A 20,688-nucleotide genomic window follows, 5' to 3' on the forward strand; every position below is an offset into this window, starting at 1 on the left:
ATTAGGCGTGAATAGCTCGCTTACTAGTAGCAGCTAAACAAGCTTCCTTCATAGCTTCCGTGTAAGTAGGATGGGCATGTGACATGCGGGCCACATCTTCTGCACTGGCTCTGAATTCCATGGCTACTACTGCTTCAGCAATCATGTCTGCCGCACGAGCACCAATGATGTGAACACCTAAGATTTCATCGGTAGTAGCGTCAGCTAAAACCTTCACTAATCCATCCACATCCATGGAGGCAACAGCGCGACCCAAGGCTTTGAATGGAAAAGAACCATCTTTATAGGCAATACCCGCGGCCTTTAGTTCTTGTTCCGTCTTACCCACGGAAGCAACTTCTGGCCAAGTATATACTACACCTGGAATTAAGTTATAATTAATATGTGGCTTTTGACCCGCGATCGTTTCGGCTACAAATACCCCTTCCTCTTCTGCCTTATGAGCCAACATGGCTCCACGAATCAAATCACCAATGGCATAAATACCAGGAACTGAAGTTTGTAAGGTATGCTCATCTACTGGGATCCTTCCTCGCTCATCTGTTTTTAAGCCAGCGGCCTCCAAATTTAAGCCTTCAGTATAGGGTTTACGGCCAATACATACCAAGCAATAATCTCCTTTAATCTCTACCTCTTCACCAGCTGCATTTTTTGCTTTCACTACCACTTCTTTTCCTTTATTTTCTGCTGAAGTAACTTGATGCGAAAAATAAAAATTAGCACCAAGTTTGGCTATTGATTTCTGCAATTCCTTACCCATCGTTCTATCCATGGTAGGAATCATACCATCAGCAAACTCTACAAAACTAACTTTTGAGCCTAAACGAGCATACACAGAACCTAATTCCGCTCCAATCACTCCCGCTCCAATCACAATTAAATGTTTAGGAATTTCTTTTAACTTCAATGCCTCTGTAGAGGTAATGATACGTGTTTTATCTACTGGGATAAAAGGTAGGATGGTTGGCTTAGAACCTGTTGCCACTATGATGTTTTTAGCAGCCAATAATTCCGCCTTACCATCTGTTTGAGTCACTTTAACCACCTTAGCGCTTTCAAAAGAACCTAAACCATGAAAGACGGTTACCTTATTTTTTTTCATTAAAAAGGAAATCCCCCCATTCATTTTTTCCACCACACCAGCTTTCCTGGCAATCATTTTTTCCAAATCTACCTTTGGTTTTCCACCCACGATTCCATGTTCCTCAAAATGGTGGACAGCATTATAAAAATGCTCTGAAGAGTCTAAAAGTGCCTTAGAAGGAATACAACCTACATTCAAGCAGGTACCTCCCATCACAGCATATTTTTCAATTATAGCAGTTTTGAATCCCAACTGTGCCGCACGAATTGCAGCAACATAACCACCAGGACCGGAACCAATAACGACAACATCAAATTCTAACATAAGGCAAGGAAAAAAGGAATAGGCCCCTAAAGGCCTATTCATGTTATTAAATATCTAATAATAAACGAGCAGGATCTTCCAACAACTGCTTGACACGTACTAGGAAGCTTACCGACTCACGACCATCAATGATGCGATGATCATACGATAAAGCCAAATACATCATAGGTCTAATCACGATTTGACCTTCCACCACCACAGGGCGTTCCACAATATTATGCATACCTAAGATGGCTACTTGAGGGGCATTGATGATTGGAGTAGACATCATTGAACCAAAAACACCCCCATTGGTAATGGTAAAGGTTCCGCCTGACATTTCTTCTAAACTCAATTTATTATCTCGGGCTTTACCAGCTAATCGAACCACCTCAGATTCAATTCCAGCTAAGCTTAAGTTCTCCGCATTCCGAATAACCGGAACAACCAATCCTTTAGGGGCGGAAACGGCAATAGAAATATCACAAAAATCATGAAAAACTATTTCATCTCCATCAATCTTGGCATTCACAGACGGGAACTCTTTCAAAGCCACACAAACAGCCTTAGTAAAGAAAGACATAAAGCCTAAACCTACTCCGTGCTTTTCTTTAAACTTATCTTTATACTTCCCTCTTAAATCCATTACTGGCTTCATGTCCACTTCATTAAAAGTGGTTAACATGGCCGTTTCATTCTTCACAGCTACCAATCTACGCGCTACGGTCTTACGCAAAGAACTCATTTTTTCTCTTCGTAAAGCTCTGGCATCGTTGTTAGTTGGAGCAGATGGGGCTGCAGCTACAGTAGATGCTGCTGTAGGAGCTGCTGCTGATGATGAAGCTTGTGCATTTTGGGCATCTTCTTTGGTAATTCTTCCACCTACACCAGAACCCGCTACTTGAGCAGGAGATATTCCTTTTTCATCTAATATTTTGGCAGCAGCAGGTGAAGGATGCCCTGCGGCATAGGATGCATTAGCTACGGGCGCTGATGGTGCAGCAGCAGCTGGTGCCGAAGCAGCAGGAGCACTAGCCTGCACTGCACCCGCTCCTACCGTGATTGTCGCTAAAACACCACCAATAGGAACTACGGCTCCTGAGTCAGCCACAATTTGTAAAATTCCTGCCGACTCGGCTGGTAATTCAAAGGTTGCTTTATCCGACTCTAATTCACATAAAACTTCATCTAAGGCCACCGAGTCTCCGGATTTCTTGTTCCAAACGGAAACAGTCACTTCTGAAATAGACTCTCCTACTGGTGGTACTTTTACTTCAATAACTTTAGCATCTGCTGAACTAACTGGAGCAGAAGCAGCCACAGGAGCAGTAGGTGCCGCACTTTCTATAGCTGGTGCTGGTGCAGCGGATGATTGTGCCCCTTTCACCTCAATAGTACAAATAACTGCACCAATCGGCAAAACATCCCCTTCTTTCGCAACGATATGCAACACACCCTCAGCCTCAGCAGGCAATTCAAAAGTCGCCTTATCTGATTCTAATTCACAAAGAACCTCATCCAACTTCACTACATCTCCTTCTTTCTTGTTCCAAGTAGCTACGGTCACTTCCGTAATCGATTCACCCACAGCGGGCACTTTCATTTCTATGGCCATGTTGTTCGGCTTATTTTTAAATTATTCAAACGCTTTATTAATCAAGGCTGCTTGTTCTTCAGCATGTACTTTCAAGAAACCTGTAGCCGGAGAAGCACTCTTTTTACGTGCTACCAAACCTTTAAATTTAGTCCAACCATATTCACGTATGATATAGGACCAATAACCCATATTTTCCGGCTCTTCTTGTACAAAATACACATCCGCATTCTTGTACTTAGCTAACTCCTTCTCTATTTGAGCCACTGGAAGTGGATGCAATTGTTCAATCCTGATAATGGCCACATCTTTACGAGCATCCTTCTCTTGTTTTTCCAACAAGTCGAAATACACTTTACCACTACATAGTAACACCTTTTTCACTTTGGCCTTATCAACATAACTATCCCCAATTACCTCCTGGAATTTACCGGAAGTAAAAGCATCAATCGGTGAAACCACCTTTGGATGACGGAAAATGGATTTTGGCGACATCACCACTAAAGGCTTACGGAATTCCCAAGTCAATTGACGGCGCAAGGCGTGGAAAATATTAGCGGGTGTGGTCAAATTTGCCACAACCATATTGTTTTCTGATGCTAATTGCAAGAAACGTTCAGGACGTGCATTCGAGTGCTCAGGACCCTGACCTTCATAGCCATGAGGCAAAAGCATCACCAAACCATTCTGCGTTCCCCACTTGGATTCATGTGAACTTACAAACTGGTCGATCATGGTCTGCGCTCCATTGGCAAAGTCTCCAAATTGGGCTTCCCAAATCACCAGCGCATCTGGATTCGCTAATGCATATCCAAATTCAAAACCTAACACCCCATATTCGGAAAGCAAAGAGTTAAAGATTTGCATCTTTTCTTGCCCCTCCTTAATGTGGTCTAAATTGCAATAATTGTTATTGGTATTGGCATCATGTAATACCGCATGACGGTGAGAGAATGTACCTCTCTGTACATCTTGTCCAGATAAACGTACTGTTTTTCCCTCAGCCAAAATGGAACCATAGGCCAATAACTCTGCCGTAGCCCAGTTCAATTCGCCTTTCTCAAAATATCCTTTTCTATCGGAAATAACCTTTTCAATTTGCTTCAATGCCACAAATCCTTTTGGTAGAGCTGTGATAGCATTGGCTACCAAATCTATGGTTTCTTTGGGAATGGATGTATTTGGTGAGGAATCAAAATCACTTGCTTGGGAGAAACGAAGCGAAGACCACTTGTTATCCAATTTCAATGGCACATAAGGAGGCTTTACTTTTTGTTTCACCATATCAAGTCTGGCTTGTAATTCCGCTTTAAATTCAGAATCCATTTGACTTGCTAATTTGGCATCAATATCGCCACGCTTAATTAAAGTCTGTGTATAAATCTCCCTTGGATTAGGGTGATTGGTTATGTTGGCATACAAAGTTGGTTGCGTAAAACGCGGTTCATCGGACTCATTGTGCCCATTTCTTCGGTAACAAACCATGTCCACAAACACATCACGTCCAAACTCCTGACGAAACTCAGCAGCCATTCTGGACACAAATACAACTGCCTCTGGATCATCTCCATTCACGTGGAATACCGGTGCATCAATAATTTTAGCTACGTCAGTACAATAAATGGCCGAGCGCGCATCTTCAAAATCAGTGGTAAATCCAACCTGATTGTTTATCACAAAGTGAATGGTTCCTCCCGTGGAATAACCTTTCAATTTAGCCATTTGTGTTACCTCATACACAATACCCTGACCCGCTAAGGCCGCATCGCCATGAATTAAAATAGGCAATACTTTGGAATTATCTCCATCGTAATGGGCGTCAGCACTAGCTCTACAAAAACCTTCTACCAAAGGGTTAACCGCTTCTAAGTGAGATGGATTGGGGGCTAATTTCAAAGAAATTTCATTCCCATTTGGACTAATATGTTGGCTAGAATAACCTAAGTGGTATTTCACATCACCATCTCCATGAATTTGATCTGGCACATTACCTTCAAATCCATCAAAAATGGCCTCGTATGACTTATGCATGATGTTGGCCAAGACATTCAAACGTCCACGGTGAGCCATACCAATCATGGCTTGTTTTACTCCAAAATCCGCTGCCCGATTAATGATTGCATCCAATCCCGCGATTGTACTTTCACCCCCTTCTAACCCGAATCGCTTCTGTCCTAAATATTTTGTACCTAGGAAATTCTCAAAAACTACTGCCTCATTCAGCTTCTGTAGGATTTGTTTTTTCTCTTCAATGGAAGGGCTAAACGATAAGGCCTCCTTTTCTATCTTATTCCTCAACCACTCCTTTACACGAACTTCACGAATATAGGAATACTCAAATCCGATAGAACCCGCATAAATAGTTTGTAACACCTCCACTATCTTGCGTAAGGTAGCTGGACCAATTCCCAAAAAACTTCCCGCTTGAAAAACCGTATCTAAGTCTGATTCAGACAAGGAATAATCCTTGATTTCTAAACGAGGCTGGCGATCTTTCCTCTGACGAACAGGATTAGTTTTCGCTAATAAATGTCCACGAGAACGGAATGCTTTAATCAAACTGATGACCGACATTTCTTTCTGAATGTGCGACTGATCTACAGCAACACCAGCGGCGGAAGAACCTCCTTCTTGCCAGGTTTGAGCAAACTCAAATCCCTTGAAAAAATCCCTCCATGAACTGTCTACTGAATTGGGGTCTAATCGATAGGCATCAAACAAGTCAGAAATAACTTGAGTATCGGCATTCGCAACGTAGGAAAATGAATCCATAATGTTAAATCTGGCCTAAATCCAGAAAAGTTTCAAACGTTATTGATTGAGTAAAATTAATTATTCTTGTCAAAAAAAATCTTCGCAATTTACAAAGGGGATTATAATTATCCCCAAAAAAATTGGGGTTTTTTCCCGTTTAGCGCACAAATTTCTAAGGATTTAGTATCTATCGAAATAAGCCCAAAAAAATCTTTATAAATTCTAATTATATCTACAGAAAATGAAATAATTCAGCAATTCACCTAAAGCCTAAAATTAGCAATCTTGCCATTTCCTAAATCAATCTCATAGCGTATAAAAATTTGATGGTAACCTGAAGCAGCGGTTTGAACGGAGCTGGTTCCTGTATTGCTAGTACCAGGAGTAAAGTACACGGAATTTCTTCCTAAAAAATCATAAGCATATCCCACCCGAAAATTTCTTCCAAGGGGAACTTCAATACTACCTAATAAGGCCTCATTAGAAAATTCAGAACCAGTATTTTGCCACCAAAGTCCCAAGCCCAACTTTTCCTGCCACCAAAATGTCCCATGTAAATCCACCCGAGTATCCGCAATTTGATGACGCATCAAGGCCCCAAACTTCAACCAATTGCCCTGACCAGCAGGTAAAGTATAAGCCATTCTAGCATAAATGGGGTTAGGATTGGACCATTCCAAATTGCGTAAACTTTGTGTGGGCCTACTTAGCCCTATTTCTAATTTGTCAAATTGATAAGCCACACCAAAACCCAAGCTACCCCCAAATTCAGAGGTCCCATTTCTACCTAAAATAGGATATTGGTTCAAGCCCAGATTGAGTCCCAATTGTAAATTTTGTCCTTTAGCCACGACAAACCTTTTGGACAAAATCCCTGCCAATCCTAGGTTAGCTGCTACTCCACCACCCATTAAACTATATGATTGATCCGTATTGTAAGCTAAAAAACCTATCCCCCACTTCTCCTGCTGAATAGGCATATCAAAACTAAAGTACTGTTGAGAGGAAGTCGCTCCACCCGTTTGCTGAAACAAAGGTTTTCGCCTAAAAATACCTGTAACAGACGCTACTCCCTTATTTCCTGCTTCAGCAGGATTGATAGATAGCGGGATGAATGGATATACCATGCGCAAGGATTCTTGTTGGGCCATTACCGTCAATGCCAAACAAGAAAAAATAGTGACTAAAATTTGCCGCATAAGAATCATTATACTGTAATACAATAGGTGTTCGGACTTGTAAAAATCACACCCATCAACAAACGCTACATAGCCGGCGCAAGGTATGCATTTTTAAAAATCTGTCATAAAATTTTTCATTTGACTCGAATCAGAGCTTGAAATATGAGCATCCTAAATGACTAGCCACTTGAATTTCTTGTAAAATACCACTTGGACACATTTACTGACAATATGACATCCCCAATAAAATTGGTTTCGAATTTGTTATTCCTGCATCAAATAAAAGATTTTTAATCACTCCGAATTAATATTATGAAAGAATCAGGTAATATCTCCATTCACACCGAGAACATTTTTCCGATCATCAAAAAATTCCTCTACTCAGACCATGAAATTTTTCTTCGTGAATTAGTTTCCAATGCAGTAGATGCCAGCCAAAAAATCAAAAGATTAAGCTCCATTGGAGAATTCAATGGCGAATTGGGAGAGTTGAAAGTCAAAGTAAGTTTTGACAAGGAGGCGAAGACTATCACCATTTCTGACAATGGTATTGGTATGACTGCTGAAGAAATCAAGAAATACATCAATCAAATCGCCTTTTCTGGCGCTACCGAATTCGTGGAAAAATACAAGGACAAAGGTGACGATAAGGGAATCATTGGCCACTTTGGACTGGGTTTCTACTCGGCATTTATGGTAGCTTCTGAAGTGGAAATCATCTCAAAATCATACCAAGAAGGTGCCGAGGCAGCACGTTGGACTTGCGATGGCTCCACAGAATACAGCATAAGTACCGCTGAAAAAGATGAACGCGGTACTGACATCATTTTACACATCGCAGAAGATTCAGAAGAATTTTTGGATGAATTCCGATTGAAATCAATTTTGGAAAAGTATGGCAAATTCCTTCCTATCCCGATTGAATTCCAAGATAAAATCATCAATAACCCTACTCCACTTTGGGCCAAATCCCCAGCTGAATTAAGCGACGAAGATTACTTGAAGTTCTATGAGGAATTATATCCATTCCAAGAAAAACCACTCTTCTGGATTCATTTGAATGTGGATTACCCATTCAATTTGACGGGTATACTGTATTTCCCTAAAGTGAAAAACGAGTTCCAGTTGCAACGAGAGAAAATCCAATTGTATAGCAGACAAGTATTTATCACTGACGAGGTCAAAGACATTGTCCCTGAGTTTTTAATGCTGCTGCACGGAGTAATAGATTCTCCAGATATTCCTTTAAATGTTTCTCGTAGCTTCCTGCAAGCCGACTCCAATGTCAAGAAAATCAATAGCTACATAACCAAAAAAGTAGCCGATAAGTTACAGGAATTATTCAAAGCGGATCGTCCAGGATTCGAAGAGAAATTTAGCAATATCGGCTTATTCATCAAATATGGTATGATATCTGATGATAAGTTCTTTGACAAGGCCAAGGAGTTTTGTTTATTGGAAACCACGTCTAATAAACTATATACCCTAGACGAATACGCGGAGGAAGTTCAGGCATTACAAACCGATAAGGATGGTCAAAGGGTCTATTTATACACCACCGATGCCCAACAGCAAGATGCCTTTATTCAATCTGCCATTCAAAAAGGATATTCTGTTTTAAAAATGGACTCCATGATTGACCCACATTTCATCAATCAAATGGAATCCAAAATTGAGAAAACTCAATGGAAACGCGTGGACGCTGATTCCATTGACAAACTGATTGATACGGGGATCCAATTAGAGGCCGTTTTAACAGAGGAGCAAAAGACTGCCGTGAAAGAAATTTTCGAGGCAACCATCAATGACAAGCAAAAACAAGTTCAGGTTGAAGCTATGTCACCAGATGAGCTACCCGCCATCATTACACAAAATGAATTCATGCGACGCATGAGTGATATGTCCAAAACCGGTGGTGGTATGGGTATGTTTGGCAATATGCCGATGACCTATCAAATTTCCATCAATGCTAACCACCCATTAATCAGCAAGTTAGTGGAATTACCAACCGAGGAGGAAAAGAAAAATCTGGCTAAACAAATCACAGATTTGGCCTTATTATCGCAGAATCTCTTGACAGGAGCGGATTTAACCGCCTTTATCAAGCGAACCGTAAACGGATTTTAATAGCTGTTTCAAGCCCTCAAAAACAAGGTCGTCAAGGTTTTAAACCTTGACGACCTTGTTCAAAAGGAACGAAACACTTAATACACTTATTGCTTTCTGACTATCAACTTCTTGGTAACTATCGAGCGACCATCCATCATGAGTTGATACATGTACATGCCGCTGTTTAGGTCCTTCAAGGAAATCCGAGCGGTACGTTGATCTTTATCCAAGACTAAATCTTTAATTTCCTGACCTAAAATATTATAAATCACCACTTTGACTTCAATATTAGCTCCTAATATCTGAAAGTCCACATCAGCATATTCACTAGCAGGATTGGGATATAAATTGGAAACTACTAAACGGTCTGATTGAAACAAATAGGCATCTCCTGCTACATTTTCCTCCCCCACTTTTCTATCCATACTGACCGACTCTGCTAAGCGAGTCGTACTAGCTTGAGCAAAATTATTCTTCAAAAATTGACTGATATACGTATTTTCGTGAATATTCAAACTCGTCTGCAATTGAGGATTTACCTTAAAACTTCTCTTGGCCAAAAGAATTGGCAAATGTACCGGACCAGGTTTCGATTTTATTTCCAAACGGGATCTTGATTTAGATTCCCCCTGTGCATTTACGTTCCAAGAATTCTCGATTAAGAGAAATACTAGGAAACAGAAAACAAACACAGGTATAAATCGATTCATCTGATTAAAAATAGTAATACAAAAATAAGCAGGCAATAATCAAGGCAAAATTGAAATCGGTCAAATGGTACAAATTACATGACCAAAGGCCCAATTTTAAGGATTTTTAACAATTGGACTTAACATATCCGGGGCATTCACCGCATCCATCAACATTTTCAAGGTCACTTTTTCTTTGATACGCCAACGATACCCATCTAACATTTGTAGGTCTTCATTCCATTCTTTTGGGGGAACAAATCGGGCTTCCGGCTTGGTAATGAAAGTAATTTTCTTGACCTTATTTTCATCAAAAAATAAATTCATCCGACTACATTCGACGCGATTCAAACCTGTTGTTACTTTTTTATCATCAACCACATAATAAATACTTTCTCCATTCCCTTCCACATTCACTCGCCGAACTTGAGATTCTGTATTAAAAAACACCCAAACCTTTCGACCTTTAATCTGGTTAAAATGTGAGGCAGAATCAGCTGAAATAACAAAAGAATGTCCTCTTAAACGCATTTCCTTTAATTTCTGATTAACCATAAATAAAGAAATGGAATCAGCGGTTGATTGTGAATCCTGCGTCCAAATGATGGGTTTTTGATAAAAATGTATAACCGAATCCCTCATATCATAACCCAAAGAATCGCATCTTGCAGATAAATCAGACTTATAAATCTGAACATGCTTGTAGGCATATAATTTTCTAACAGAATCTTGTTTGTTATCAAATGAAACGAGCGTGTCCGCCGTCAGATAAAGGGTATCCTTTTCCATGATATTCCGCATCAACGCTCCTCCATAAACGCGTGTGATACCGGTATGGCCATTATATCGACCATTTTTTCCAGTTAATAAGACCTTATCTTTTTGACTAAAAAACTCTACATTTCCCTTCGCTACCCCAATCTTAGTCGGGCTATCATAAAATAGGGTATCGGCAGTTAAAGTATAATCTTCCATCTTAGCCGTGGACCGACCAGTAAAATTGGAAACCTTGGTCTGAGTATTGTAAAAACCCGATTTCGTGTAAACCGTATCCTTTTTATTGATAATCTCCGTAGGACAAATGAAAAATGCCTCTTTGGAGGCCGTATTGTACCGTAAGGAATCAGCTTTCAAGGCTCCCCCTTCTTTATCCACTACCTTCACCTTTTCTTTGAATAAAAAGTTTTTAGTGACCGTATTATAAAATCCTTCCTTACTTGTCAGAGTTGTTTTTTTATCCAAAATCTTAGCCCCCGTATGATAGACAGCCATTTTACTGTTCAAATCATAGTCTAATTTATTGGTATTTAATACAATGGTATGATCATCCAATTTCACTCGTCCAAGCATGTAAGCTTGCCGAAGGTCTCCATTATAAAGCGCTGAGTCACCCGTAATCGTCACCGTATCTGCTTGAATGATTTTCACCCTGCCATAAGCTTCCACGTTATTGGTAGTACTATTCAAAATAGCTTGATCACAAAACAAGGTGGTTGTTCCTTGTTTCAATACCACCTTACCTACCAGTTTTTTGATCATCGCCGATTCCATTTGAATACCATTCAGGCTATCAGCAGAGATCACTTGTACCTGACTTTGACCATGAGTCAAAACAGGTAAAAACAGGAGAATACTCAGGAAAATGAGTAATATATAGCGCATCTTACAAGCGAATCGTTAATTTCGTGGCTTTATCACGCAATTTACCATTTTTATGCTGGAAGATTTCATCCAATTTGTCCGAAAAGAGAATTTATTCCAAGCTGATCAAAAAATTTTGCTAGCTGTCAGCGGTGGAATAGACTCTGTGGTGATGGCTAAACTGTTTTCCCTAGCCAAATTCAATTTTGGGATTGCGCATGTCAACTTCAGCTTGCGTGGAGAAGAATCCTTGGCAGATGAGGTATTCGTCAAAAAATTAGCCAAAACGTATAAAGTCAATTACCACACCATTTGCTTTGATACCAAGGCTTTTTCAGAGAAGGAAAAACTCTCCACACAAATGGCTGCCAGGATATTGAGATACGATTGGTTCGAAGAAATCCGTAAAAAAGAATCATACGATTATATCGCCACCGCACATCATCAGATGGATAGTGCTGAAACGGTCTTGATCAATTTAAGCAGAGGAAGTGGAATTGCAGGTTTCCATGGAATTCCTGTTAAAAATGGGCATATCATACGCCCTATGGCCTTTGCTACCCAAGAACAAATCTTTGATTTTGTAGTAAGTTATAAATTAACGTGGAGGGAAGATTCTTCCAACACCTCCACCCAATACCAAAGAAATTTTATTCGTCATGAGGTAATGCCCAAATTATTGGAATTAAACCCCCATTTTGTACAAAATGTTGCTCAAAGCAGTACGAACGTCGCCCTGATTGAGCAATGGATGCAAGCGGAATTAAACCTTTGGAAAGAGGAAAGATGCAAGAACGATGAATCAGGCAATGTATTTGTGAAATTATTTGATACTCCATTAGCTGTTAAAGAAATGGTTATGCGCCAGCAATTCTTATTGGCCTTTCATTTCAACAGCGACACCATGGCCCATATTTTAGACGCAGACGACAAGCAAATTGGAAAAATTTTTGAATCAGCTAGTCATGTGTTGAATATAGACCGTCAACAATGGGTACTAAGCCCAAAAGATCAATCGGAATTCAAACCTATTTTAGTACAAGAGGAATACGAAACGGTAGACCTTGGCAATCAATTACTTCATATCGATTTTGGTGAAAATGAGAATGGTTTTGAATTACCTACGGGAGCACATATTGCCTGCTTAGATGCCGACACCTTGACCTTCCCACTAGAAATCAGAAAATATCAAGAAGGTGATTGGTTTTGCCCTTTGGGGATGAATCAAAAGAAGCTGATATCTGATTTCCTAACTGATAAAAAAGTACCATTAAACTTAAAGAAAAACGTACAATTAGTCTTAAGCAAAGGCTCAGTGGTATGGGTAATGGGTTACAGAATTGACAACAGGAATAAGGTAACTGACAAAACGGAGGGACTTTGTATTTTGACACTGGAGAATAAAACGAAGCCATAAAAACCTATCGAATCAATTTACGATAAGTCTCTGTTCGGATAGGGTCCAATAAACTTAAGTAGGCAAAGGCTTGCTGTCTTTCCGTTGGGGAGGCTTCATCCATGATGGAGAAAATTTCATCAGCTTTGGCATCAAAAAATATGCGTATACTGGCTGCCCCAGGCCTGATTTGATTGATTTGTCTGATTTGATTCAATAATTCCAAAATACCTTTTCTAGTCTCATCTGGTTGATCCTTGAAGGTATCCAGCAAAAGACGATGGTAGGTATAATTAACTTCCCTGATTCCCTGTAATTGCTGATTCATCAAGCTTTCAGCGATGGCCACCCGGCTCCGAACATCACTCACGATGCCCCAGCCTGAGCCCGAAGTTTGGGCTAAATTGGTTAAGTTAAACAGTTTCTGCGTAAATATATCCCCTCCCATTTTACCAAATGAATCGTATTGATAGGCGCAGGCTAAATAAGCATAATAGGCCAGCATTGACCCTAAATTATCGATGTAGGAATTATCATTGTACGTCAAAGGCATACCCAATAAGTACTTGAAATTAAAGTTCTTATCAATGATATTTAAGACGATGGTCTCATAAGAAGTACCAAATACCGGGCGCAAAACTTGTACGCGGGCATTGGCTTCAAAGTCTCCCTGTGAGGTGGCTTTGGTTAACAATAAATTGATATTGACTTTGATTTTTTCTTCTGGAGCAAAATTATCATTGGACCAGCGCCTTCCATTGAGGAAGTCCTGCATGGTTCTCTGTAAATCGGGATAAATCTGATTGCTTCCGCGTTGTTGATCGAGCTGTAATTGCTCCGTATTAATGGTCACTGTTGCCTGTAACTCCTGGGCACATAGTCCCCAGGAAGTTAGCAACAAAAATAAGGTCAGAAAAAAGGAAGTAGATTTCATGGTTAGAAATCAAACGAAATAAAACTATTTTTCGTCTGCACCCTCTTCGCGTACTCGGTAGTCAACTTTACCTGCCATAAAGTCGTCAATGGCCAAAGCTGAAGGCTTAGGCATACGCTCATAATATTTTGAAATTTCAATTTGCTCACGGTTCTCGAATATCTCTTCTAAATTATCCACAGAAGAGGCAAACTCAGATAATTTACCTGATAATTCCTCTTTCATCTTGCTAGAGATTTGACGTGCCCTTTGTGAAATAATCGAAATTGATTCGTATACATTTCCCGTCTTAGCGGCAATTTTATCTACATCACGAGTGATGATGGATGGATTTGTTTGGATCTTAGACATCTCTATAAATTTAAGATTGCAAATTTAGACTATTTTTTTGGTAAAAACTACTGAGGACTGGTAGCCAATTTAGAAGTCTTAGCCTTCTCCTTTTCTACACTGGCTTTGTACTCATCTTCCAATTTGGTTAAACGAGCCACCTCATCCACACTCTTGGTGTACATCTTTTCGGCCAATTTCAAATAATTACTATTCGGGAACTTATCCACTAACTCCAAATAAAACTTGGTAGCATCTGAATAACGTTCTTTTTGTTTAATTTCAATGGTACTATTGGCTAATTCAAATTGTGCTACTACTTTCAAATAGGCCATTTCCTCATTATAATCGGAATCAGGGAAATCCTTTTGGAAATTAGTGATCTCGATCACTGCCGATTTTAAGGTCGCGATATTAAACGGAGAAGTTTTATGATATAGTTTGGCCTTGGCATAGGCTTTTCTCTCTAACTTTTTACGTAACTCTTTGATAATGTTGGTACACTCTTCCTTAAACTTGGTATCTGGATAATTATTCAAATAACTTTGAATCTCGTTAATAGCCGACAAAGTTCCTGTTTGATCTAGATTGTAATTGGGAGAATCCTTGTACAAGGAAAACGCCGACATATAAATAGCCTCCTCAGCATACTCACTCCGTGAAAATACTTCAGCAAATTTCTTGAAATGAGAATTAGCCAAAGTATAATTACCAGTATTAAAATCACAATAGGCTTGGTAAAATGTAGCCAATTCTTGAGTAGAATCGCCCTTCAGCAAGGGTAATATCTCATCAAATAGAATTCCTGCCTTGGCATAATCCTTCTTTTTATAATATTCAACGGCTGCTTTATACTTGGCAGGTACACTAGCACTCTTGCGAAATTTCTCAAATTTTCCACAAGAACTTAAGCCAATCAAGGCCACCGAAAGAATCAATACTATATTTTTCAACTTCATAAGAGCGTAAAGATAATCATAATTGTGCGTACCTCCGAATTATACTGCTTTACTAAATTGTAAATGATATAATTGAGCATACAAACCCTCTTGTTTGATTAAATCATCGTGATTTCCCCTTTCCTTAATTTCTCCTTTTTCCATCACTAAAATTTGGTCGGCGTTACGAATTGTAGATAAACGGTGAGCAATCACCACGGCAGTTCTGCCCTTCATTAAGGTGGCAATGGCCCCCTGAATCATTAATTCTGTTTCCGTATCCACCGAAGAGGTAGCCTCATCCAAAATGATAATTTTGGGATCATGTACCAAAGCCCTGACAAAGGAAATCAATTGCCTCTGACCTACGCTGAGCGTAGCACCTCTTTCCATCACTTGGTATCGATATCCTCCAGGAAGTGACATGATAAAATCATGAACTCCTACTGCTTTAGCCGCTTCCTCCATTTTCTCCTGACTTATGCTAGGATCACCTAAATGAATGTTATAAGCTATAGTAGAGCTAAACAAAAAGACATCCTGCAACACCACCGCGATGTTTTTCCTTAAACTGGTAATTTCATAATCTGTCAAGGCAATTCCATCAATCAAAATTTGACCCGATTGACAATCATACATTCGACTCAACAAACCAATAATGGAAGATTTGCCCGCTCCGGTAGCTCCTACGATGGCCAAAGTTTTACCAGCCTCCACTTTAAAACTTACATTTCTAACTACCCATTCTGGCTCGTTATAGGCAAATGTCACTTCTTTAAATTCCACTTTCCCCTCCAATTTATCAGCCTGATGCGTACCGTTATTTTGGATGTAATCCGTAGAATCCAACAAGGTTAAAATTCGTTCGGTAGAAACTATACCCATCTGAAGGGTATTGAAACGGTCAGCAAGCATTCTGATTGGCCTGAAAAACAGGTTAATAAACATAATGAAGGCCGTCAATGTCCCTACGCTTTGTTGCTCCTTCAAAATATAAGTCGATGCCATCCAAACCACTAATCCTGTGCCGACAGCAGCAATCACATCCGCTACTGGGAAATACACCGAATAGGCCCAAATACTTTTAATGTTGGCATCTCTATGTTCCTTGTTAATTTCCTGAAACTTCAACATTTCCCTTTTTTCCGCATGGAACAACTGCACAATCATCATACCTGAAATATGCTCCTGTACAAAGGAATTAAGGTTGGCAACCGCCAAACGCACTTCATTAAAAGACTTTTTGATGTGTTCTTTAAATATATAGGTCGACAAAACCATGAAAGGAACGGTGGCCAGAATGATGAGGGTCAATCGCCAGTCGGTATAAAACATCACCCCCACTATCAGGAACAATTGCAATAAATCCCCTGCGATAGAGGCTAAACCCTCCGAAAACACATCGTTCAAGGTCTCAATGTCGGAAACGGTTCTGGTGACTAATCGACCGATGGGCGTGGCATCAAAAAAGGCTAAGCGAAGGTTGATGATTTTTTGGTAGAGAGTCACTCGAATATCTCGAATGACGGTTTGTCCTAAATAGCCTGCCAAATAACTCGTTGAAAACTGCAGGCTTGTTTGTAAAAACAATACCCCCAGCATGATGAAAAACATACGAAGAAGTTCCTCCACCTGGTTAACATCCACATAATGATCGATGGTGTAACGAATAAGTAGGGGAACTACAGGAGACACTCCTGCCATACAAAGTATTAAGAAGACCAGCAGCCAAAAACGAAATTTATAAGGCAAGATAAAGCCGTAAATTCGACGAATGATTTGTAAGTCTACGATTTTACCGCTGGATTTCTCTTTCAAAGCTTATACGGGATTGTTGGTTTCAGTGGGGATAGCCTGACAAGTACCACAACCTTTGGCGCAGCCTGACTGCTTGGTAAAAAACATCTTATATACCAGCTTCGTCAAATAAGCTAAAGCTCCGATAAATACGAGACCAATGATGACATTTTCCATGTGCGCCTAGTTTTTCCAATGCATCTGCAAAGTTCCTAAAAATTCTTCAAAAATCGCGCCAGCTCCAATAATTTGACCTTCGAAAATCACAGATTTTCCTCCGGAAAAATTAGTCACCTTCCCACCTGCTTCCTCAATGATAATCTTACCCGCAGCCACATCCCAAGGTTTCAGATTAGCTTCAAAAAAGCCTTCAAAGCGTCCACAGGCCGTATAAGCTAAGTCTATCGCTGCGGCACCCATCCTTCTTAAACCATGGCTTTTTTGCATCAATTCTTTAAGCAGGGCCAAATATTTATCTTGGTATGAAAAATCATGGTAAGGAAATCCGGTAGCCAATAAACTCTTCTCGAGAGTAGGTTGAGAAGAAACTTGGATAGGCAATCCATTCAAATGCGCCCCATGACCTTTGGCGGCATAAAACAACTCATCCCGATTAGGCTCATAAATCAAACCCAAAATAGGTTGTTTTTGATATACCAACCCTACGGAAACGGCAAAAATGGGTAATTGGTGCAAAAAATTAGTAGTACCATCCAAGGGATCGATCACCCAATAAAAACCATCTCCCACCTCGGAAAAGTCGGAAGCTGTTTCCTCGGCAATAAACCCCGCTTCAGGAAAAATTAGAGATAAACTTTCCTTCAATTTCGCCTCGGCTGTTTGATCCACAAAGGATACTAAGTCGTTCTTGCCCTTGTATTGAATATGTTCTATGGCAATCTTATTGACCATGGATTGAATCCACTGGCCAGTGTCTCGAACTACGGGTAGAGATTGTTCTAGAATTTTTGATATATCCACCATTACTTTTTAACAGGTGACTTGACCGCCACTTTGGTTGGAGCAGGTCCTAATACCCAATCTGCCAACAATTGTTGTGTTTCTTTTAAATACGTGTCCTTAGCATGTTTATCGGCTGTGGATGCTTTCTTATCCTTCTCCGTATCTGGAACATCGGCATCTGAGCCAGCAATATTATCCATTACCGCCTGCGACTCATCTGGCTTTTTCTTTTGCTCGTCCAGTTCTTTTTTACGCTTATCTATTTGCAAGGAAATAGAATTTTGCTCCTTGATTTTCTTCCAACGTTCAAAATCTTCTTTCAATTTTATTAAATCAGGCTTGGTCTTTAGCCGCGCTTGGAAACTAGCCTGCATCTTACTGATTAAAGCAGGGTTCACATTGGAAGTGGCCTGGTAGTTTGTCGGGGAAATCATATCCCAAGGCAAGGCACTAGGCTGAGAACTCTCACCAAACTCTTCGGCAGAGAAGGCAGAAGGTAGGGCAAAATCAGGACTTACTCCTTTATGTTGTGTAGAACTCCCATTAATACGATAGAACTTTTCTAAAGTAATTTTCAATTGACCTACTGGCTCCTTTTCATTGTTCATGTAATTATCCAGATCCACCACGGATTGCACCGTTCCTTTTCCATAAGATTGCTCTCCTACAATGATTCCCCTTCTATAATCTTGTATAGCAGCCGCAAAAATTTCGGAGGCAGAGGCCGAAAACCGATTGATCAAAACGGCCATAGGACCATCATAGAATTGTTCTGGATCTTTATCTACTTCCTGAGAAATACGACCATCTGATTGTTTTCTTTGTACCACTGGACCTTTGGGAATAAATAAACCCGTTAAATCTACCGCTTCAATTAAGGAACCTCCTCCATTGTTACGTAAGTCAACAATCAAACCGTCAATCCCTTCAGCTTTAAACTCAGTCAAAAACTTCTTCACATCAGCTGAGGTCGATTTAAAATCCGACTCTTTTCTACGGGCACCTTCAAAATCACGATAAAACATTGGGATGGTGATTAATCCCAACTTCATTTTTTTGTCGCCCTGCGTGTAGGTTAAAATTTCTTTTTTGGCAGTTTGCTCTTCCAATTTGATTTTCTCTCGTACTAAACGTACTTCTGTAGTAGGAGCTCCAGTACCTGCACCAGCGGGTAATAATTTCAAACGAACCACAGTATTCTTAGGACCACGGATTAGTTTGACAGCGTCATCGGTAAACCAACCAATCACATCCACAAAACTTCCCTCATCTCCCTGAGCTACCCCCACAATTCGGTCCTTGGGATTGATTTGCTTACTTCTAAAGGCAGGACCTCCCGGAATTAAATCCATGATGGTCACATAATCTCCTTCCAAGCGAAGCGTTGCTCCAATCCCCTCAAAACTTTGTGCCATGTCAGTATTGAAAGCCTGGGCGGTTCGAGGAATCATGTAGGATGTATGCGGATCAATGCTTTCGGTGTAAGCGTTCATGAAGATTTGGAATACGTCTTCTGAACGAGTGCGAGCCATGTATTTTTCAGAACGCTTGTAACGCTCTTTTAACTCCCGCAAAGCCGTGGTATCGGCCTTACCTGAAATTTTCCAATCCAACAATTGACGCTTCACGTCCTTACGCCAAAAATCATTTAATGCCTCCTTGGAAGCTGCATAGGTGGCTTTATCGCGGTTGGGCTGATAAGTTTCATCCAAGGTGAAATCGGGCGACTTCTGTAAAATCTGATCGATATAGGCATAACGCTCCTTCATTCGTTGTTGGTAGCGATTATAGATAGCAAAGGCCGAAGTTAAATCGCCTTCGTTCAATTGATCATCAATCGTCAAACGGTATTTCTCCATTTCTTCAATATCAGAAGCTAAAAAGAAGACCTTATTAGGATCTAATTCTTTCAAATAAGCATCGTAAATTTTGGAAGATAGAGAGTCGTTAACAGGAATTTTGCGATAATGGTAATTACTTAAGATGCCAAAGACCAAACGCTCCACCTTACGCTGGGTTTCAGTAGGTTGTAAATCTCCCTCTTGATAAACGACGGCTTTTGTAGCAGGAAGGCCTGTTTGATTTTTGCCATGCAAAAACAAAACTACCAGCAGGGAAAGCGGAATTAAAATAGGCAGTATCTTTTTCATATTACCAAGGTACATAAGGTTATTTTTCGATCGCAATCAGTTCTACTTCAAATATTAAAGCCGAATAAGGCTTGATGGTGGCTCCACCCCCACGAATTCCGTAAGCCAATTCCTGAGGAATGTAAAGTTTCCATTTGGAACCCACTGGCATCATTTGCAAAGCTTCTACCCAGCCAGGAATTACTCCTGAAACTGGAAAAGAAATAGCCTCACCACGATCCACCGAAGAATCAAACACGGTACCGTCAATAAGAGTTCCATGATAATGCGTCTTTACTTTGTCAGAGGCGGTTGGTTTGGGACCATCTCCTACCTTAACAATTTCGTATTGCAAACCACTGGCAGTTACTTGGACTCCTGGCTTCTTCTTATTCTCAGCCAAGAACTTTTCTCCGGCTTCTTTGTTTGGCAAAAATTGCTTGGCACTTTCTGCCATTTGTTTTTCCTGATTGCGCATCATGAAATTATTCACGATTCGCTGGCAATCCTGCTCGCTTAGGCTTAAGGCTGTACCTTGCGTAGCAGCAGCAAAACCTTTGGCGACGGTAGCAGGATTTAAAGCAACATTTTGAGACTTAAAATTTTGAGCTACCAACACACCCACGGCATAAGAAACAGAATCAATGGTCGAGGCAAAATGAGCTGTTTGGGCTGGAGCCGCTTTGGCTTTCGAGCTAGCAGAAACAGCAGGCTTAGGCGAAGAAGGAGCTTTGGCGGCTGGTTTGTTTTGCGCTACAGAAACAAAGGACAGGGTTGAAAGAGAAATTATGGCGGAAATCTTAATCAAAGGAAATTTCATAGAATTTATTAATATAGTCAAACAAA

General features: G+C 40.3%; 16 protein-coding genes. 2 read left to right on the forward strand and 14 right to left on the reverse strand.

Features of this window, described 5'->3' with window-relative positions; all coding sequences use genetic code 11:
- Position 1: 1 nt before the first annotated feature.
- From lpdA to ESB04_RS02900, 4 genes are all read right to left on the reverse strand, one after another.
- Positions 2 to 1,408, reverse strand: a complete 1,407-nt coding sequence (gene lpdA / locus ESB04_RS02885; RefSeq protein ID WP_129026151.1) for a dihydrolipoyl dehydrogenase — start codon at positions 1,406 to 1,408, stop codon at positions 2 to 4.
- Positions 1,409 to 1,454: 46 nt separating this feature from the next.
- Entirely contained in the window at positions 1,455 to 3,002 is a 1,548-nt protein-coding gene (odhB, locus tag ESB04_RS02890; protein WP_129026061.1) for a 2-oxoglutarate dehydrogenase complex dihydrolipoyllysine-residue succinyltransferase, read from the reverse strand.
- A 21-nt stretch (positions 3,003 to 3,023) separates the two neighbouring features.
- Positions 3,024 to 5,753: a 2-oxoglutarate dehydrogenase E1 component gene (locus ESB04_RS02895; RefSeq protein ID WP_129026063.1), complete on the reverse strand. Its 2,730-nt coding sequence runs from the start codon at positions 5,751 to 5,753 to the stop codon at positions 3,024 to 3,026.
- 245 nt (positions 5,754 to 5,998) lie between these two features.
- A complete protein-coding gene (locus ESB04_RS02900; RefSeq protein WP_164969574.1) occupies positions 5,999 to 6,934 on the reverse strand; it encodes a type IX secretion system membrane protein PorP/SprF in 936 nt (311 codons plus the stop codon).
- A gap of 294 nt (positions 6,935 to 7,228) precedes the next feature.
- Here ESB04_RS02900 and htpG point away from each other — a divergent pair, with 294 nt between their 5' ends.
- The gene (gene htpG, locus ESB04_RS02905; protein WP_129026067.1) at positions 7,229 to 9,043 is read left to right on the forward strand and encodes a molecular chaperone HtpG; all 1,815 of its coding nucleotides are present in this window, start codon (positions 7,229 to 7,231) and stop codon (positions 9,041 to 9,043) included.
- An 86-nt stretch (positions 9,044 to 9,129) separates the two neighbouring features.
- On the opposite strand, the gene ESB04_RS02910 is transcribed toward htpG, so the two are convergent.
- On the reverse strand, positions 9,130 to 9,735 hold the full coding sequence (locus ESB04_RS02910; RefSeq protein WP_129026069.1) for a T9SS type A sorting domain-containing protein: 606 nt from the start codon (positions 9,733 to 9,735) through the stop codon (positions 9,130 to 9,132).
- Between the two features lie 96 nt (positions 9,736 to 9,831).
- The gene (locus ESB04_RS02915; protein WP_129026071.1) at positions 9,832 to 11,376 is read right to left on the reverse strand and encodes an OstA-like protein; all 1,545 of its coding nucleotides are present in this window, start codon (positions 11,374 to 11,376) and stop codon (positions 9,832 to 9,834) included.
- A gap of 52 nt (positions 11,377 to 11,428) precedes the next feature.
- Between ESB04_RS02915 and tilS the strand changes: the two genes are divergently transcribed.
- On the forward strand, positions 11,429 to 12,772 hold the full coding sequence (tilS, locus tag ESB04_RS02920; protein ID WP_129026073.1) for a tRNA lysidine(34) synthetase TilS: 1,344 nt from the start codon (positions 11,429 to 11,431) through the stop codon (positions 12,770 to 12,772).
- Positions 12,773 to 12,776: 4 nt separating this feature from the next.
- Here tilS and porD read toward each other — a convergent pair whose 3' ends face one another.
- From porD to ESB04_RS02960, 8 genes are read right to left on the reverse strand one after another with little or no spacing between them, the layout of a single operon-like run.
- A complete protein-coding gene (gene porD, locus ESB04_RS02925) occupies positions 12,777 to 13,685 on the reverse strand; it encodes a type IX secretion system protein PorD (protein WP_129026075.1) in 909 nt (302 codons plus the stop codon).
- Between the two features lie 24 nt (positions 13,686 to 13,709).
- Complete coding sequence (locus tag ESB04_RS02930) at positions 13,710 to 14,027, reverse strand: DNA-directed RNA polymerase subunit omega (protein ID WP_129026153.1); 318 nt, start codon at positions 14,025 to 14,027, stop codon at positions 13,710 to 13,712.
- A gap of 56 nt (positions 14,028 to 14,083) precedes the next feature.
- Positions 14,084 to 14,974, reverse strand: coding sequence for an outer membrane protein assembly factor BamD (locus ESB04_RS02935; protein ID WP_129026077.1), 891 nt, complete (start codon positions 14,972 to 14,974; stop codon positions 14,084 to 14,086).
- A gap of 39 nt (positions 14,975 to 15,013) precedes the next feature.
- Positions 15,014 to 16,771, reverse strand: a complete 1,758-nt coding sequence (locus ESB04_RS02940; RefSeq protein ID WP_129026079.1) for an ABC transporter ATP-binding protein — start codon at positions 16,769 to 16,771, stop codon at positions 15,014 to 15,016.
- A gap of 3 nt (positions 16,772 to 16,774) precedes the next feature.
- A complete protein-coding gene (locus tag ESB04_RS02945; RefSeq protein ID WP_129026082.1) occupies positions 16,775 to 16,927 on the reverse strand; it encodes a FeoB-associated Cys-rich membrane protein in 153 nt (50 codons plus the stop codon).
- A gap of 6 nt (positions 16,928 to 16,933) precedes the next feature.
- Entirely contained in the window at positions 16,934 to 17,734 is an 801-nt protein-coding gene (locus ESB04_RS02950; RefSeq protein ID WP_129026084.1) for an inositol monophosphatase family protein, read from the reverse strand.
- The gene (locus ESB04_RS02955) at positions 17,734 to 19,863 is read right to left on the reverse strand and encodes a carboxy terminal-processing peptidase (protein ID WP_129026086.1); all 2,130 of its coding nucleotides are present in this window, start codon (positions 19,861 to 19,863) and stop codon (positions 17,734 to 17,736) included. The genes ESB04_RS02950 and ESB04_RS02955 overlap by 1 nt, the downstream gene beginning before the upstream one ends.
- Positions 19,864 to 19,882: 19 nt before the next feature.
- A complete protein-coding gene (locus ESB04_RS02960) occupies positions 19,883 to 20,662 on the reverse strand; it encodes an FKBP-type peptidyl-prolyl cis-trans isomerase (protein WP_129026087.1) in 780 nt (259 codons plus the stop codon).
- Positions 20,663 to 20,688 lie beyond the last annotated feature (26 nt).

The sequence above is a fragment of the Aquirufa rosea genome (assembly GCF_004118285.1).
Lineage (GTDB): Bacteria > Bacteroidota > Bacteroidia > Cytophagales > Spirosomataceae > Aquirufa > Aquirufa rosea.